This window comes from Rubrivivax albus (genome assembly GCF_004016515.1).
Taxonomy (GTDB): Bacteria; Pseudomonadota; Gammaproteobacteria; order Burkholderiales; family Burkholderiaceae_C; genus Rubrivivax; species Rubrivivax albus.
In genome coordinates this window covers 133402-149976 of sequence record NZ_SACT01000010.1, presented here as the reverse complement: position 1 = coordinate 149976, position 16575 = coordinate 133402, and the positions used below count along the sequence as shown (strand labels likewise).

Below are 16575 nucleotides of genomic sequence, written 5' to 3'. Positions count from 1 at the left end.
CATGAGTCAGAAAGTTGCATACGTCACCGGCGGCATGGGCGGCATCGGCACCGCGATCTGCCAGCGCCTGGCCAAGGAAGGCTTCAAGGTCATCGCCGGCTGCGGCCCCACCCGGGACTTCCAGAAGTGGCTGGACGAACAGAAGGCCGAGGGCTACACCTTCTACGCCAGCGTCGGCAACGTGGCCGACTGGGACAGCACCGTGGCCGCCTTCACCAAGGCCAAGGAAGAGCACGGCCCGATCGACGTGCTGGTCAACAACGCCGGCATCACGCGCGACCGCATGTTCCTGAAGATGTCGCCCGACGACTGGAAGGCCGTCATCGACACCAACCTCAACAGCATGTTCAACGTCACCAAGCAGGTGGTGCCGGACATGGTGGAGCGTGGCTGGGGCCGCATCATCCAGATCAGCTCGGTGAACGGCGAGAAGGGCCAGGCCGGCCAGACCAACTATTCCGCCGCCAAGGCCGGTATGCACGGCTTCACGATGGCCCTGGCGCAGGAGCTGGCGGCCAAGGGCGTGACGGTCAACACCGTGAGCCCGGGCTACATCGGCACCGACATGGTCCGCGCCATCAAGCCCGAGATCCTGGAGAAGATCGTCGCCACCATCCCGGTCAAGCGCCTGGGCACGCCGGAGGAGATCGGCTCGGTCGTCGCCTGGCTGGCCGGGCCGGATTCCGGCTTCACCACGGGGGCCGACTTCAGCTGCAACGGCGGCCTGCACATGGGGTGAGCGTGGACGTGTGACCGTCCCTGCGGACGGTCACACGCCTCGCGAACGACGGCGCGCGTCTCGCGCGCGCCGGCTGGGGCGCTGGCGAGCCGGCGCTCATCCTGCGGGTGAACGTTCTGCTCCCCCGAGCCTTGCAGGCCGCGCCCTCGCAGAGCTCTGGCCCCTCGGGTCGTCCGACAGCCCTCAGGGCTGTCGGAGCCGCGGCCTTCGGCTCCCTCCAGGCTGGGGCTCCAGCATGACGGTTGAGCGCCGGCCTCTGGCCGGCGCTTGTACTTTCACGCCCTTGCGTTGATCACGTCCTGCAGGTCGGAAGGCAGCGCGTCCAGGTCTTCCGGTGCGGGCGCGCCGGCATCGAGCAGCAGGCCAAGCACGGCGGCGTAGTCCCCACCGGCCACCGGCTCGTTGCACGCGGCATGCAGGCAACTCCCCACCACGTTGCCGCCGTAGCCGTTGCGCTCGTCCCAATGCGCGTCATGCGCCAGCAGCAGGCGCACCATCGCGGCGTCGCCGCGGAAGGCGGCCTGGTTCAACGCGCTGGCGTCCCAGTCACCCTTCACGGCCACCGGCCAGCCCAGGGCCAGCATCAGCGCGACGGCGTCGTGGCGGCCGCGCTGGGCCTGCTCGGGCAGCAGGCGCAGCAGGTGTGGCGGCAGGCGTGACACGAGCTTCGCATCGCGGGCCAGCAGCGTGCGGGCCTGGGCCTCGTCCGCCGCGGCACAGGCGGCCGCGAAGGCCTCTTCGTCGCGCATCGTGCGCGGCGCGGCGCCTGGCGTCGGCAGCAGCGCCAGCGACGCGCGATCGCCGGCACGCACCGCGTAGTCCGCCGCGATGAAGCCCACGTCGTCCGGCGCGGCCGGGTCGGCACCGTGGTCCAGCAGCCGCCGCACGCTGTCGGCGCCCCGGCCGCGCATCAGCGCGTGGTGCAGGGCGCGGCGTCCACCGGGGCCGCGTTCGTTCGGGTCGGCGCCCAGCGCCAAGGCCGCGGCCAGGCCGGCCGGATGCTCGTGGTCCAGCTGCCGGAACAGCGCATTCGTGCCCGTCCAGCGCGCACCCGCACGCACCAGGGCGCTCATGAAGGCGGGATCGTCGCGTTCGGCGGCGTGGTAGAGCGACTCGTTGTCGTTGGGGTCGGCGCCGGCGGCCAGCAGGCGTTCGACGATGCCCAGGCTCCGTGACCGCGCCACCGCGCCGTAGAGCACCGGGAGGGGTTGGCCGGGGTTGTCGGGGTCGGTCCAGGTGGCGTTGGGGTCCGCCCCGTGGTCGAGCAGGGTCTGCACCGTGTGTTCCAGCGCCGTGCGATGGCTGTCCAGCCGCGCCAGGCCGGAGGCCGCGGCGTAGACCAGCGGTGGCGCCTGCCAGGGCGGCAAATTGGCGTGCAAAGCCGTGCCCGACAGCAGCGACAGCGCTTCGTCGGCCTGGCCCCGCAGCAGCGCCAGGGCAGGGTGCGACACCGGGCGGGCCGCCAGCCCGGCCAGCGCGCGCGCCGGCTGCGGGGCGTTCCATCCGCGCCCCAGCGCCAGTGCGACGGTTTCGGCCACGAAGTCCGCCTCGTCCAGTGCGGTGGCACGGCGGGCGTCCACCGCCGCCATCAGGCGCGGCCAGCTGGCCTGTTGGTGTTCGCGGGCGATGACGAACTGTGCCGCGGCCAGCTGCCAGGGCGGCTGCAACTGCCACGCGCTGGCGCGCGCCAGGGCTGCGACATCGCCAGCGCGCCAGGCACGCAGCAGATCCTTGGCCTGACGGCGCAGGTGGTCGGGGTGGGGCAGGGGCGGCAGGGCGCGGCTCATCATGATCCTCCGTGCGGGGGCCCGGGGTCTGCAGCAGCGGGCCGCACGAGGCGACGGCGACGCGGTGGCGCACGCAAGCGTGTCAGGTGGGTTCGACCCTGTCCGCAGACCCGGTGGCGCCCTGCGCGCCGCCGGCATGCTGTCACGGGCGCGTGGCGGCGGTCAAGTGGCGGGCCTCAGACCGCGGCGTAGCGCCCGGGCTTGTGGTTCACCGCGAGCGCGAAGTTCAGCGCCACCGCGGCCAGCACCGACCACAGCAGCGCCTGGGCGCCGATCCACGGGCTGGCCGCCAGCAGGATCAGCGCATCCAGGCCCATCTGCACCTTGCCCGCGCGCCAGCCGCGGGTGTTCTGCAGCCACAGCACCAGCACGTTCAGCCCGCCCAGGCTGGCGCGGTGGCGGAACAGGATCAGCAGCCCCGCGCCCATCAGCAGCCCGCCGCCCAGCGCCGCGAAGGCCGGGTGCACCGACTGCAGCACCACCCAGCGCGGCACGGCCTCGGCCAGCAGCGACAGCAGCGCCACGGCAGCAAAGGTCTTGAGCGTGAAACGTGCGCCCATGCGCCGCCACGCCAGCGCATAGAAGGGCAGGTTGATGGCGAAGAAGGCCGCGCCGAACGGCACGCCGAGCGCATAGTGCGCGATGAAGGCCAGCCCTGCCGTGCCGCCCGTCACCAACCCGGCCTGGCGGAACATCACCAGCGCCAGCGCCACGAACAGCGTGCCCGTGAGCAGACCCTGGGCGTCGTCGAACAGGCTGTGCCGACTCGGCGCGGCGGTCGCGTTCATTCGCCCACCCCGGCCAGAAAGTACTTGATCAGACCCTTGGCCGCGAAGCCCAGCAGGCCGAAGCCGAGCACCAGGAGCAGGACGAAGGTGCCGAACTTGCCGGCCTTCGACTCGCGCGCCAGCTGCAGCACGATGAAGACCATGTACAGCATGAAGGCCGTGACGCCGAACGTCAGCCCGAACCAGGCGATCTGCTCCTCGGTGTAGCCGAACATGGGCGGTCAGCCTTCGGGCGGCAGCTCCACCAGGTCGCGGTAGGCGTGCCAGCTGGCGTGGGCCAGCCACGGCAGGATGACAATCAGCCCGGTCAGTGCCGTGGCCATGCCCAGCGCCGTCAGCGCCATGATGATGCCAGCCCACAGCGCCAGCGGCACGGGGTCCTCCATCACCACGCGCCAGCTGGTGTAGATGGCCACGGGCAGCGCTTCGTCGCGGTCCAGCAGCATCGGGATCGCGACCACCGAACTGGCGAACACCGGTGCTGCCAGGATGGCGCCCAGCATCAGCCAGACCTCGAACAGCCAGCCGTCGCCCAGCAGCACCACCTGCAGGAAATCCTTCGGGCCCAGCACCGGCGCCGGCGCGAAGCCGATGATCAGTGCGCCCGAGGTCATCACCCATCCGGTGCCGGCCAGCGCCAGCAGCACGCCGAAGCCCACCAGCCGCAGGTTCCGCGGGTGCCACACGGCCAACGCGGCACGAAAGCCCGCCGGTTCGCCACGCTCCATCGCCCGGCTGACGGCGTACAGGCCGGTGGCTGCCAGCGGTGCCACGATCAGGAAGCCGCTGAAGGCGCCGGCCACCAGCCAGAAGTGCTGGCCGGCCAGCACGAACAGCACGCCGCCGAACAGCGCCGCCAGCAGCCCGTGCAGCAGACCAGGGCCAGGATTGCGCGTGAAGTCCACCGCGCCGCGCTCCAGCCAGCGCAGCGGCTGGCTCAGCGGGATCGTGCGGGGCCGGAATCGGCGGGAGGCCTCGACGGCCGGCGAGCGCTGCATGGGGTCGGATGCTGCCACGCCAATGGGCGGTGCGGCTTGATGGTGGTCAATCGGTGCCGGTCAGCAGGGCCACCGCGGCCGCGTCCAGTGCCGCCGGGCCGCCATCGGCCAGCGGCACGGCCGGCGCCTGCGACAGGGTGGCGAAATGCTTGCGCATGGAGCGGTCGTAGAGGGGGTCGTAGTGCTCGGCCATGAGGCGCTCGAACAGGGACGCCCACTGCCCGGCCCGTGCCTGTGCCTGCCAGCCGTGCACACGTTCGCGGCCTTGCAGCTCGATCAGCGTGTCGAGCTTGGCGCAGAACCCGTCGACGTCGTCGGCGAAGAAGGCGTAGTCCTCCAGCAGCAGCTGCACGCGACTGGCCAGCGGCATCTCCACCCGCACCACGCGGCCGTGGCCGCGCATGCGCAGCAGCAGCGCTTCGGGCACGCGCAGGCTGCCGATGCGGGCGCTTTCGCTTTCCACGAACACGGGCCGCCCCGGCACGCAGGCGCGCAGCGCCTGCCACACGCGCGTGTCGAAGGCCTTCTGCGTGGGCTGCGGCAGGCCGGGCAGGGCGCCGAGCACCGAACCGCGGTGATGCGCCAGTCCCTCCAGGTCCAGCACCTGGGCGCCCTGGGCCGACAGCGCCTGCAGCAGCCGCGTCTTGCCGCTGCCGGTGCGCCCGGCCAGAACGACGAAGTCCAGCGCCTGCGGCAGCGTGTCCAGCTGCGCGCGCACCACGGCACGGAAGGCCTTGTAGCCGCCCTGCAACTGCCCGGTGCGAAAGCCGATCTGCGACAGGAACCAGGCCAGGCTGCCGGAGCGCTGTCCGCCGCGCCAGCAGTAGACCAGCGGCCGCCATTCGCGCGGCTTGTCGGCGATGAAGGCGTCCAGGTGCCCGGCGATGCGCCGCCCCGCCATGGCCGCGCCGATCTTGCGTGCCTCCAGCGCCGAGACCTGCTTGTAGGTGGTGCCGACGATGCGGCGCTCCTCGTCGTCCAGCACCGGCCAGTTGAGCGCGTCGGGCAGGCGGTCCTCGGCGAACTCCAACGGCGAGCGGGCGTCGATCACCGCATCCCAGGCTACGGGGTCGGCCAGGTACTCGTCGGCCGTGACGGGCTTGAGACTCATGCCGGCGTGGCCACGGCGTCGAGCAACTCACTCTCGATGCGCAGCTGTGCCTTGGCGTGCTGCAGCACCGGGCCGTCGACGAGGAAGGTGTCCTCCACGCGTTCGCCCAGCGTGCTGATCTTGGCCAGCTGCAGGTTGATGCGGTTCTTCGCCAGCACGCGGGCGATGGCGTAGAGCAGGCCGGTGCGGTCACTGGCGCTGATCGTCAGCAGGTAGCGCTGCGCACGCTCGTCGGGCGTCAGCGACACGCGCGGTGTCACGGGGAACGATCGCACCCGGCGCGACAGCCGGCCGCGGCTGGGCTCGGGCAGCGGCCCGTCGGCCCGCAGGGCGGCCGGCAGCTGGTGTTCCACCAGGGCCACCAGGTCACGGTAGGCCGAGGCGGTGTGCTCCACCACGTGGTGGCTTTCCACCAGGAAGGTGTCCAGCGCGTAGCCTTTGGCCGTGGTGTGGACACGGGCGTCGAGGATGCTGAACGCGGCGGCGTCGAAGTAGCCGCAGATGCGCGCGAACAGCTCCGGCGCATCGGGTGCATAGACCAGCACCTGCAGACCTTCGCCGATGGGCGCCGGCCGCGCGAAGACCACCGGTTGCGCGGCGTCCACGTGGCGCCACAGCGCCCGCGCGTGCCAGGCGATGTCGCTGGCGTCGTGGCGGGCGAAGTAGCGCGTGTCCAGCGTCGCCCACAGCGGCGCCTCTGTACCGGGCAGGGCCGACTGCAGCGCCAGCCGCTGGCGAGCCTCGGCCTTGCGCGCCTCGATGTCGGCCTGCTGGTTGGGCTGGGCACCGCCCAGCGCGCGCAGCGTCGTGTGGTAGAGGTCCTGCAGCAGCTTGCCCTTCCAGGCGTTCCAGACCTTGGGGCTGGTGCCGCGGATGTCGGCCACCGTCAGCAGGTACAGCGCTGTCAGCCGCCGCGGCGTGCCCACCACCTTGGCAAAGCGCGCGATGACCTCGGGGTCGGACAGGTCCTCCTTCTGCGCCACTCGGCTCATCGTCAGGTGATGCTGAACGAGGAACTCGCAAAGCGCCGTGTCCTCGGGGCCGATGCCGTGCTCGCGGCAGAAGCGGCGCACGTCCTTGGCACCCAGGTCGCTGTGGTCGCCGCCGCGGCCCTTGGCCACGTCGTGGAACAGCGCGGCCACGTAGAGTAGCCAGGGCTTGTCCCAGTCGGCCGCCAGCTGCGAGCAGAAGGGGTACTCGTGCGCGTGCTCCGGGATGAAGAATCGGCGCACGTTGCGCAGCACCATCAGGATGTGCTGGTCCACGGTGTAGACGTGGAACAGGTCGTGCTGCATGCGCCCGACGATGCGGCGGAACACCCACAGGTAGCGGCCCAGCACCGAGGTCTGGTTCATCAGCCGGAACACGTGCGTGATCCCCTGCGGCTGGCGCAGGATGTCCATGAACACTTCCCGGTTGATGGGGTCGTGCCGGAATCGCGTGTCCATCACCTCGCGGGCGTTGTAGAGCGCGCGCAGCGTGCGTGCCGACAGGCCCTTGATGCCTGTCGTCTGCGCATAGACCAGGAAGGTCTCGAGGATGGCGTGGGGGTTGCGCTCGTAGAGGTCGTCCTGCGCCACCTCGAGCATGCCGCCGCGGTCCAGGAAGCGGGCGTTGATGCGGCGCATCGGCGCGCCTTCGGACCCCAGCACCTTCTCCTCGATGCCCAGCATCAGGATCTGGTTGAGCTGCGTCACCGCCTTGGCCGCCCAGTAGTAGCGGTGCATCAGCGCCTCGGAATTGCGCTGCCCGCGCTGTGGCTTGAGGCCGAAGCTGTTGGCCACGGCGGTCTGCAGGTCGAAGACCAGCCGGTCCTCGCGGCGGCCGGCCACCAGGTGAAGCCGCGCGCGGATAAGCTTGAGCAGGCCCTCGTTGCGCTGCAGCTGCCGCACCTCGAAGGGCGTGATGATGCCCTTGGCCGCCAGCTCGGCCCAGGTGCCGCCCAGGCCGGCGCCGCGCGCCACCCAGATCACCACCTGCAGGTCGCGCAGGCCGCCCGGGCTTTCCTTGCAGTTGGGCTCCAGCGCATAGGGGGTGCCTTCGTACTTCACGTGGCGCTGGCGCATCTCCAGCGACTTGGCGCGCAGGAAGGCCTTGGGGTCGACCGCGGCGGCCTGCGCCTTCGCAAACGCGGTGTAGGCGCTGCGGCTGCCGCAGATCAGGCGCGATTCCAGAAGCGAGGTCTGCACGGTGACGTCGCGCGCCGCCTCGTCCAGGCACTCGGGCAGCGTGCGTACCGAACTGCCGATCTCCAGCCCGACGTCCCAGCAGCCGGTGATGAAGGCCTCGACCGCGGCCTTGACCTCGGCATCGGGCGCCGCCGGCAGCAGCACCAGCACGTCGACGTCGGAGTACGGGAACAGCTCGCCTCGGCCAAAGCCGCCCACGGCCACGAGCGATGCCGCCTTCGGCAGGCCCGCCTGTGCCCAGAGCTCCGCCAGGATGCCGTCGACGTGTCGCGCCAGTGCGCGCAGCAGCGTCTGCGCGGCGGAGATCGTCGGCCGCGCATCGCGAAAGGCGTCCAGCAGCGCCGCCTTGCCATCGCGCGCGCGGGCGCGCAACGCGGTCACCGACACCGCGGGCCGGTCGTCCATCGTGGGCGTGCTCAGGACGTGGCCAGCGCCGCCGCCGGCTGCACGAAGGCCGGCAGCGGCGGGTAGCCGGCCGACAGCGTCAGCACCTCGTAGCCGGTCTCGGTGACGAGCACGGTGTGCTCCCACTGCGCCGACAGCGAGCGGTCCTTGGTGACGATGGTCCAGCCGTCGCCGAGCTCGCGAATCTCGCGCCGGCCGGCGTTGATCATCGGTTCGATGGTGAAGATCATGCCCGGAACCAGCTCCTCCAGCGTGCCGGGGCGGCCGTAGTGCAGCACCTGCGGCTCCTCGTGGAAACGCTTGCCGATGCCGTGGCCGCAGAACTCGCGCACCACCGAAAACCCGGAGCTCTCGGCAAACGTCTGGATCGCGTGGCCGATGTCGCCCAGGCGCGCACCGGGGCGCACCTTGACGATGCCCTTCCACATGGCCTCGTACGTGATCTGGCACAGGCGCTTGGCCTGGATCGAGCCTTCGCCGACGATGAACATGCGGCTGGTGTCGCCATGCCAGCCGTCCTTGATGACGGTGATGTCGATGTTGACGATGTCGCCGTTCTTCAGCGGCCGGTCGTTCGGGATGCCGTGGCAGACCTGATGGTTCACCGAGGTGCAGCACGACGCCGGGTACGCCGGGTAGCCCGGCGGCTGATAGCCCAGCGTGGCCGGCACCGTGCCCTGCACGTTCACCATGTGGTCGTGCGCCAGCTTGTCCAGCTGCGCAGTGGTGACGCCCGGCACCACGTGCGGCGTCAGCATGTCCAGGACCTCGGCCGCAAGGCGGCCGGCGACGCGCATGCCCTCGATGTCGGCGGCGGTCTTCAGCGTGATCGTCATGGCCCGGATTATCCCACCGTCCCCCGTAAAATGCCGGGTTCCCCCCGATGGCCGCCCGCCCGATGCCGCACGCGCACCCCGCCCCTTTGACGTTCGACGGCGGCAACGCCCTCTCCGACTTCCGCGCGCGTGCGCTGCTGCCCCGGCTGCAGGCCATCTGCCCGCGCATCACCGGCGTGGCGGCGCGCTTCGTGCACTGGGTGGCGCTGGACGCCGACGCCACGCCGGCCCAGCAGGACAAGCTGGCCGCCTTGCTGACCTACGGCGACCCGTACACGGGCCCCGTAGAGGGTGAATGCGTGGTCGTCATGCCACGTCTGGGCACGGTCTCGCCCTGGGCCAGCAAGGCCACCGACATCGCGCGCAACTGCGGCATCGAACTGCATCGGGTCGAGCGTGTCACCGAGTTCCGGCTCACGCTGAAGAGTGGGTTGGTCGGCGGCCTGCTGGGCGGCGCGAAGCCGCTGTCGGACGACGAGCGTGCCGAGGTGGCCGCGCTGCTGCACGACCGCATGACCGAAAGCGTGGCCTTCGCGCGCGAGGCCGCGGTGCACCTGTTCGACCCCCAGCCGGCGCCGCCGCTGGCCCACGTGGACGTGCTCGGTGCCGGCCGTGCCGCGCTGGTGGCCGCCAACGGCGAATTCGGCCTCGCGCTGTCGGACGACGAGATCGACTACCTCGTCGACGCCTTCACCAGGCTGGGCCGCAACCCCAGCGACGTCGAGCTGATGATGTTCGCGCAGGCCAACAGCGAACATTGCCGGCACAAGATCTTCAACGCCGAGTTCGTGATCGACGGTCAGCCGCAGCCGCACTCGATGTTCGGCATGATCCGCCACACCGAGAAGACCAGCCCGCAGCACACGGTGGTCGCCTACAACGACAACGCGGCGGTGATGGAAGGCGGTCCGGCCGAACGCTGGCTGCCGCAGGGTTTCACCAACGCCCCGGCCTACGGCCCGCGCGAAGGCACGGTGCACGTGCTGATGAAGGTGGAGACCCACAACCACCCCACGGCCATCAGCCCCTTCCCGGGTGCGGCCACCGGCGCCGGCGGCGAGATCCGCGACGAAGGCGCCACCGGCCGCGGCGCGCGCCCCAAGGCGGGCCTGACCGGCTTCTCGGTGAGCAACCTGCACCTGCCGGGGACCGACGAGCCCTGGGAGCGCAGCCCGGTGGGCAAGCCGGCGCACATCGCCAGCCCGCAGCAGATCATGACCGAAGGCCCGCTGGGCGGCGCCGCCTTCAACAACGAGTTCGGCCGGCCCAACCTGGGTGGCTACTTCCGTGTCTTCGAGATGGACGTGGCCGGTCTGCGGCGCGGATACCACAAGCCCATCATGATCGCCGGCGGGCTGGGCAGCATCGACGATGGCCAGACGCACAAGAAGGTCTTCCCGGCGGGCACGCTGATGATCCAGCTCGGCGGCCCGGGCATGCGCATCGGCATGGGCGGCGGGGCGGCCAGTTCCATGGCCGCCGGCAGCAACACCGCGGCGCTGGACTTCGACAGCGTGCAGCGCGGCAACCCGGAGATCCAGCGACGCGCACAGGAGGTCATCAACCACTGCTGGGCCCTGGGTGAACACAACCCGGTGCTGGCCATCCACGACGTGGGCGCCGGCGGCATCTCCAACGCCTTCCCGGAGCTGGCCGACGGCGCCGGCCGCGGTGCGCTGTTCGACCTGACGAAGGTGCCGCTGGAGGAAAGCGGCCTCGCGCCCAAGGAGATCTGGTGCAACGAGAGCCAGGAACGCTACGTCGTCGCGCTGGATCCGGCCGGGCTGCCGCTGTTCGAGCAGATGTGCGCGCGCGAGCGCTGCCCGTTCGCCGTCGTGGGCACGGCCAGCGAGGCCACCGAGCTGGTGGTGGAGGTGGGCGCCGGTGGCGAGCGCGTGATCGACATGCCGATGGACGTGCTGCTGGGCAAGCCGCCGAAGATGCGGCGCGACGTGCAGCGCGTGGACCGCAGCGAGCCGCCGCTGGACCTCACCGGCGTCAAGCTCGACGACGTGGCGCTGACCGTGCTGCGCCACCCCACGGTGGCCAGCAAGCGCTTCCTGATCACGATCGGCGACCGCAGCGTCGGCGGCCTGAACCACCGCGACCCCATGGTCGGCCCCTGGCAGGTGCCGGTGGCCGACGTGGCCGTGACGCTGGCCGACTACACCGGCTTCCGCGGCGAGGCCATGTGCATGGGCGAGCGCACCCCGCTGGCGGCGCTGGACGCGCCGGCCTCGGGCCGGATGGCGGTGGGCGAGGCGATCACCAACCTGCTGGCCGCGCCGATCGAACTGTCGCGCGTGAAGCTCAGCGCCAACTGGATGGCCGCCTGCGGCGAACCGGGCGAGGACGCGGCGCTGTACGACACGGTGCGGGCGGTGGGTCTGGAACTCTGCCCGGCGTTGGGTATCGGCATCCCGGTGGGCAAGGATTCGCTGTCGATGCGCACGCAATGGTCGCACGGTCAGGACGGCCGGAAGGTCGTCGCACCGGTCTCGCTGATCGTCAGCGCCTTCGCCACGCTGGACGACGTGCGCGGCACGCTGACGCCGCAGCTGCAGCCGGGCGACACCACGCTGCTGCTGGTGGACCTGGGCCAGAGCCGCCACCGCCTGGGCGGCTCGATGCTGGCGCAGGTCCTGGGTCGTTTTGGCCATGAAGTGCCCGATCTGGACGACCCGGCGCTCTTGAAGTCGCTGGTGGCGGCAGTGAATGAACTGCGCGGCCAGGGCCGGCTGCTGGCCTACCACGACCGCAGCGACGGCGGCCTGTGGGCCGCGGCCTGCGAGATGGCCTTCGCCGGCCGGCTGGGCGTGAGCCTGAACGTCGACATCCTGGTCACCGAAGGCGACGGCATCGCCGACAGCCGGGCCGAGTACGGCGATTCCAAGAACTGGGCCGGCCAGGTGGGCGAGCGGCGCAATGAGCTCATGCTCAAGGCGCTGTTCAACGAGGAACTGGGCGTTCTGCTGCAGGTGAAGCGCGAGGACCGTGACGCGGCGCTGGCCGTGCTGCGCGCGCATGGCCTGTCGAAGCACACCCATGTGGTCGGCAAGACCAACGACCGCGGTGTGGTCGAGGTCTGGCGCGACACCAAGTGCCAGTTCAGCGCCCCGCTGAGCGACCTGCTGTCGGCCTGGGACGAGGTGAGCTGGCGCATCTGCCGCGAACGCGACCGCCCCGAAGCGGCCGACGCCGAGCACGCGGCCGCCAGCGATGCCGCCGCACCCGGCCTGCACCTGCACCTGAGCTTCGACCCGACCGAGGACGTGGCCGCGCCGATGATCGCCACCGGTGCCCGGCCCAAGCTCGCCATCCTGCGCGAGCAGGGCGTGAACTCCCACGTCGAGACCAGCAAGGCCTTCGATCTGGCGGGCTTCGAGACCTTCGACGTGCACATGTCCGACCTGCAGGCCGGGCGTGCCCGGCTGGATCAGTTCACCGGGGTCGTGGCCTGTGGCGGCTTCAGCTATGGCGACACGCTGGGCGCCGGCGAGGGCTGGGCGCGATCCATCCTCTTCAACCCGGCACTGGCCGACCAGTTCGCCACCTTCTTCGGGCGCGGCGACAGTTTCGCGCTGGGCATCTGCAACGGCTGCCAGATGCTGGCCGCCCTGGCGCCGATGATCCCGGGTGCCGACGCCTGGCCGCGCTTCGTGCGCAATCGCAGCGAGCAGTTCGAGGCCCGGCTTGCGATGGTGGAACTGCTGGACAGCCCCAGCCTCTTCTTCGCCGGCATGGCCGGCAGCCGCATCCCCATTGCGGTAGCGCACGGCGAGGGACGGGCCGACTTCTCGCAGCGCGGCGACGCCGCGAAGGTCCGCCGCGCTGCGCGCTGGGTGGACGGCCATGGCCAGGCCACCGAGGCCTACCCGGCCAACCCCAACGGCAGCCCTGGCGGCCTGACGGCGGTGACCACCGCCGACGGCCGCTTCACGGCGATGATGCCGCACCCCGAGCGCGTGTTCCGCAACGTGCTGATGAGCTGGACGCCGGGTGACGTGTCCGCGCTCAGCCCCTGGATGCGCATGTTCCGCAACGCGCGGCGTTTCGTCGGCTGATCGCTGACCGGACACGACATGCCCACCGAGGGCCAGGCGGCCGCGCTGCAGGAACTGCTGGACACGCACGTGCCCATCGCCGTGCTGCAGACGCACGACGAGAAGCGCGTGCTGGCGCTGGCCGAGGCAGTCGCGCGGCGCACGCAGCGCGCGCTGTGGGCCTGGTCGGCCAGCAACGGCCTGCGCGCGCTGCATGGCCTGAAGCTGCGCCTGGTGGAGCAGGGCACGGACGGCCACCCCGGCGCTGCCGACACCCACGAGCTGCCAGCCGCACTGAAGGCCATGGCCAAGGTGGAAGGCCCGGCGCTGGTGCTGCTGCTGGACATCCACCCGTACCTGAACCATCCGGTGACGGTGCGCGCGCTGAAGGACCTGGCCCTGGCCAGCGAGCGCACCGGCGTGCAGCTGGCCTTCGTGGCCCACGCGCTGACGGTGCCGGACGAGTTGCAGCCGTGGACTGCCACGTTCGAGATCGAGCCCATGACGCCTGAGCGCGTGCGCACCGTGCTGCGCGAGGAGATCACTCGCCAGCGCAGCCGCAGCGGGCGCGACGTGGCCGGCTGCCAGCGCACGCTGGAATCGCTGCAGCGCCATCTGGTGGGGCTGCCCGAGGCCTCGGTGCGCCACCTGGCGCGGCTGGCGCTGGGCGACGGGCAGATCACCACCACCGACCTGACGCGCGTGCTCGCGGCCAAGCAGGCGCAGTTGGGTGCGGCCGAACTGCTGGTCTTCGAACCCGACCTGCCGGCCATGGACCAGGTGGCCGGCATGACGGCACTCAAGCGCTGGCTGCTGCTGCGCCGCGCGCCGTTCCTGGACCCGGCTGCGGCCGAGGGCCTGCCACCGCCCAAGGGCGTGCTGCTGCTGGGCGTGCAGGGCGGTGGCAAGAGCCTGGCGGCCAAGGCGGTGGCGGCGTCGTGGCAGCTGCCGCTGTTCCGCATGGATTTCGGCGCGCTCTACGACAAGTGGCAGGGCGAGAGCGAACGCAAGCTGCGCGAGGCGTTGCGCGTGGCCGAGAGCATGCAACCCTGCGTGGTGTGGATGGACGAGGTGGAGAAGGGCCTGGCCGGCGGCAGCGCCGGCAGCGACGACGGCACCGGGGCCACGCGGCGCATGCTGGGCACGCTGCTGACCTGGATGGCCGAGCGCCGCAGCCGGGTGTTCCTGGTCGCCACCGCGAACGACATCCAGGCCCTGCCGCCGGAACTGGTGCGCAAGGGCCGCTTCGACGAGATCTTCTTCGTCGACTTGCCCGACGAGGCGGCGCGCGCCGAACTGATGCGCATCCACCTGGGCCGGCTCAAGGTGGCCTTCGACGAGGCGCAATTGGCCACCCTGGTGGTGGCCAGCACCGGCTTCAGCGGTGCCGAGATCGAGGCCGCGGCCGTGTCGGCGCGCTACGAGGCACTGGCGCTGGGCCGCGAAGCCAACGCTGCCGCGGTGCTGGCGGAACTGGCGCGCACGAAGCCGCTGTCGGTCACGCGCGCGGAAGCCATCGCGGCCTTGCGGGCCTGGGCCGCCGAACGCGCCGTGCCCGCAGGTTGAACGACGGCCTCGTCACGCATCCCGGGCCAACCGCAGCCCGCTGAACTGCCACTGCGCCTCGGGCGGGAAGAAGTTGCGGTAGCTCAGCCGCGCGTGGCCATCTGGCGTGGCCAGCGAGCCGCCGCGCAGCACGAACTGCTGGGCCATGAACTTGCCGTTGTATTCGCCCACCGCGCCGTCGGGCACCCGGTAGCCAGGGTAGGGGCGGTAGGCCGAGCCGGTCCACTGCCACGCCGTGTCGCGCACCTGCTGCAGGCGGCCGCTGCGGGCGCCGGTTTCCCACTCGGCCTCGGTGGGCAGCCGCGCCCCGGCCCAGCGGGCGATGGCCTCGGCCTCGTACCAGCTCAGGTGCAGCGCAGGCGTGTCGCGCTCCAGCGGGCGGTGGCCGAACAGCGTGTAGACCTGCCAGGGCGCATCAGGCGCGTCTCGGTGCCAGTACAGCGGGGCCTCGCGGCGGCCGGCCTGCACCCAGTCCCAACCCAGCGATGTCCACAGCGCTACCTGCCGATAGCCGCCGTCGGCGATGAAATCGGCCACCTCGCCCTGGCTGACGAGGCGGTCGCGCAGTTCGAAGGGTTCGACGAACACGCGATGGCGCGGGCCTTCGTTGTCGAAATGGAAGCTGCCGTCCTGGGTCGGATCGTGGCCGATCCCGACGAGCCCGCCGTCGAAGCCGCACCACACCGCGGGCGCCGCGGCCGGCACGGGCGGCGGTTCGCCCGGTGCGTAGCCCGTGCCCAGCGGGTTGTGCCACAGCAGGTGCTTGGCGTCGGTGACGATCAGCTCCTGGTGCTGCTGCTCGTGGTGCAGGCCCAGCGTCAGCAGGGTGGCCGTCTCCGGATCGGCCAGCCGCTCCGCCTGCGCCAGCACGCGTTCGTCCACCGCGCGCCGGTAGGCCTGCACCGTGGCGAGATCGGGCCGCGTCAGGAGGCCGCGCTGCGGCCGCGGATGCTGCGGGCCCACGGCCTGGTAGTAGCTGTTGTAGAGCGTGCGGAAGGCGCGGTCCACAGGCTGGAAACCCGGCTCGAACCGCTCGAGCACGAAGGTCTCGAAGAACCAGGTGGTGTGCGCCAGATGCCACTTGGCAGGGCTGGTGTCGGGCATGGACTGCACCTGGCAATCCTCCGGCGACAACATCGCGGTGCGGCGCAGCGTCTCGGCGCGCACGGCACGGTAGCGCTGCAACAGTGACAGCGGATCCAGCGTCTCGGTCATCGGCCCATCCTATCGGAGCGCCTGTGTCGCACAATGACGGCATGACTTACACGGTGCGGCGCCTGCAGGTCGACCTGGACACCCCGTGGCCCCGCCACTGGGCCGGTGGCGACGCGTTCCGCAGCGCGTGGTTCAACGCGCTGTCGTTCAGCTTCCCGGCCGGCGAGCAGCTGTTCATCGACGCGGTGAAGCAGGGGGCGGCGAAGCTCGACGGGCCGGTGCGCGAGCGCTTCGCCGCCGAGGTGCAGGCCTTCATCGGCCAGGAGGCCACGCACCGGCGGATCCACCAGCGCTTCAATGCGCAGCTGGTCGCCCAGGGTTACGTCAACACCTGGGAGGGGCGCATCCTGCACCGCCGGGCAACACAGCTCGAGGGGCAGGATCCGCGCGTGTGGCTGGGCGTGACCGCGGCCACCGAGCACTTCACCGCGATCCTGGCCGAATGGCTGCTGACCAGCCCGACCGCATTGGCCGGTGCCGAACCGCGCCTGCGCGACCTCTGGCTGTGGCACGCCAGCGAGGAATCCGAACACCGCGCCACCGCCTTCGACCTGTATCACGCGCTGGGCGGCAACCTGCGCTGGCGGCGGCGGCTGTACGTGGTCATCACGCTGCACTTCGCCGCCGACGTGATGCGGCAGACGCTGGCCAACCTGTGGCGCGATGGCCACTGGTGGCGGCCGGCCACCTGGGCCGGCGCGTGGCGGCTGCTGCTGGGCCGTGGCGGCCTGCTGCGCGCCACCTGGCGGCCGTGGAAGCGCTACTTCGCAGCGGATTTCCACCCGGACGAGGGCGATGGCGCACCGGCCGACGCCTGGCTGGCCGCCCATGCCCATCTGGCGCCACCGGTGCGTGGCGTATCGCCGGTACAGGACTCCGCCAGCGCCTGAGGGCGAAC

The 16575-nt window shown here is 71.3% G+C and carries 12 protein-coding genes; 4 read left to right on the top strand and 8 right to left on the bottom strand.

All coding sequences use genetic code 11. The features are described 5' to 3' along the window. Position 1: 1 nt before the first annotated feature. Entirely contained in the window at positions 2-739 is a 738-nt protein-coding gene (phbB, locus tag ENE75_RS22555) for an acetoacetyl-CoA reductase (RefSeq protein WP_128200931.1), read from the top strand. Positions 740-1014: 275 nt separating this feature from the next. On the opposite strand, the gene ENE75_RS22550 is transcribed toward phbB, so the two are convergent. The 7 genes from ENE75_RS22550 to map form a co-directional block, all read right to left on the bottom strand. Next, positions 1015-2526, bottom strand: a complete 1512-nt coding sequence (locus ENE75_RS22550; RefSeq protein WP_128200930.1) for an ankyrin repeat domain-containing protein — start codon at positions 2524-2526, stop codon at positions 1015-1017. 176 nt (positions 2527-2702) lie between these two features. Beyond that, complete coding sequence (locus ENE75_RS22545; protein WP_128200928.1) at positions 2703-3314, bottom strand: YitT family protein; 612 nt, start codon at positions 3312-3314, stop codon at positions 2703-2705. Next, complete coding sequence (locus ENE75_RS22540; protein WP_128200926.1) at positions 3311-3529, bottom strand: DUF2788 domain-containing protein; 219 nt, start codon at positions 3527-3529, stop codon at positions 3311-3313. The genes ENE75_RS22545 and ENE75_RS22540 overlap by 4 nt, the downstream gene beginning before the upstream one ends. A 6-nt stretch (positions 3530-3535) precedes the next feature. Continuing rightward, positions 3536-4312: a DUF2189 domain-containing protein gene (locus ENE75_RS22535; protein WP_128200924.1), complete on the bottom strand. Its 777-nt coding sequence runs from the start codon at positions 4310-4312 to the stop codon at positions 3536-3538. Positions 4313-4358: 46 nt separating this feature from the next. Next, on the bottom strand, positions 4359-5423 hold the full coding sequence (mnmH, locus tag ENE75_RS22530; RefSeq protein WP_128200922.1) for a tRNA 2-selenouridine(34) synthase MnmH: 1065 nt from the start codon (positions 5421-5423) through the stop codon (positions 4359-4361). Then, on the bottom strand, positions 5420-8017 hold the full coding sequence (locus ENE75_RS22525) for a [protein-PII] uridylyltransferase (RefSeq protein ID WP_128200920.1): 2598 nt from the start codon (positions 8015-8017) through the stop codon (positions 5420-5422). The genes mnmH and ENE75_RS22525 overlap by 4 nt, the downstream gene beginning before the upstream one ends. An 11-nt stretch (positions 8018-8028) precedes the next feature. Then, a complete protein-coding gene (map, locus tag ENE75_RS22520; RefSeq protein WP_128200918.1) occupies positions 8029-8853 on the bottom strand; it encodes a type I methionyl aminopeptidase in 825 nt (274 codons plus the stop codon). A gap of 62 nt (positions 8854-8915) precedes the next feature. On the opposite strand from map, the gene purL reads away from it, so the two are divergent. Both purL and ENE75_RS22510 read left to right on the top strand, forming a co-directional pair. Next, positions 8916-12917 carry a phosphoribosylformylglycinamidine synthase gene (gene purL, locus ENE75_RS22515; RefSeq protein WP_128201111.1) on the top strand — a complete coding sequence of 1334 codons (4002 nt, stop codon included), beginning with the start codon at positions 8916-8918 and terminating at the stop codon, positions 12915-12917. An 18-nt stretch (positions 12918-12935) separates the two neighbouring features. Continuing rightward, complete coding sequence (locus ENE75_RS22510; protein ID WP_128200916.1) at positions 12936-14462, top strand: AAA family ATPase; 1527 nt, start codon at positions 12936-12938, stop codon at positions 14460-14462. Between the two features lie 12 nt (positions 14463-14474). Here ENE75_RS22510 and egtB read toward each other — a convergent pair whose 3' ends face one another. Beyond that, positions 14475-15677, bottom strand: a complete 1203-nt coding sequence (egtB, locus tag ENE75_RS22505; protein WP_128200914.1) for an ergothioneine biosynthesis protein EgtB — start codon at positions 15675-15677, stop codon at positions 14475-14477. 41 nt (positions 15678-15718) lie between these two features. On the opposite strand from egtB, the gene ENE75_RS22500 reads away from it, so the two are divergent. Further along, positions 15719-16567 carry a metal-dependent hydrolase gene (locus ENE75_RS22500; RefSeq protein ID WP_128200912.1) on the top strand — a complete coding sequence of 283 codons (849 nt, stop codon included), beginning with the start codon at positions 15719-15721 and terminating at the stop codon, positions 16565-16567. Positions 16568-16575: the final 8 nt, after the last annotated feature.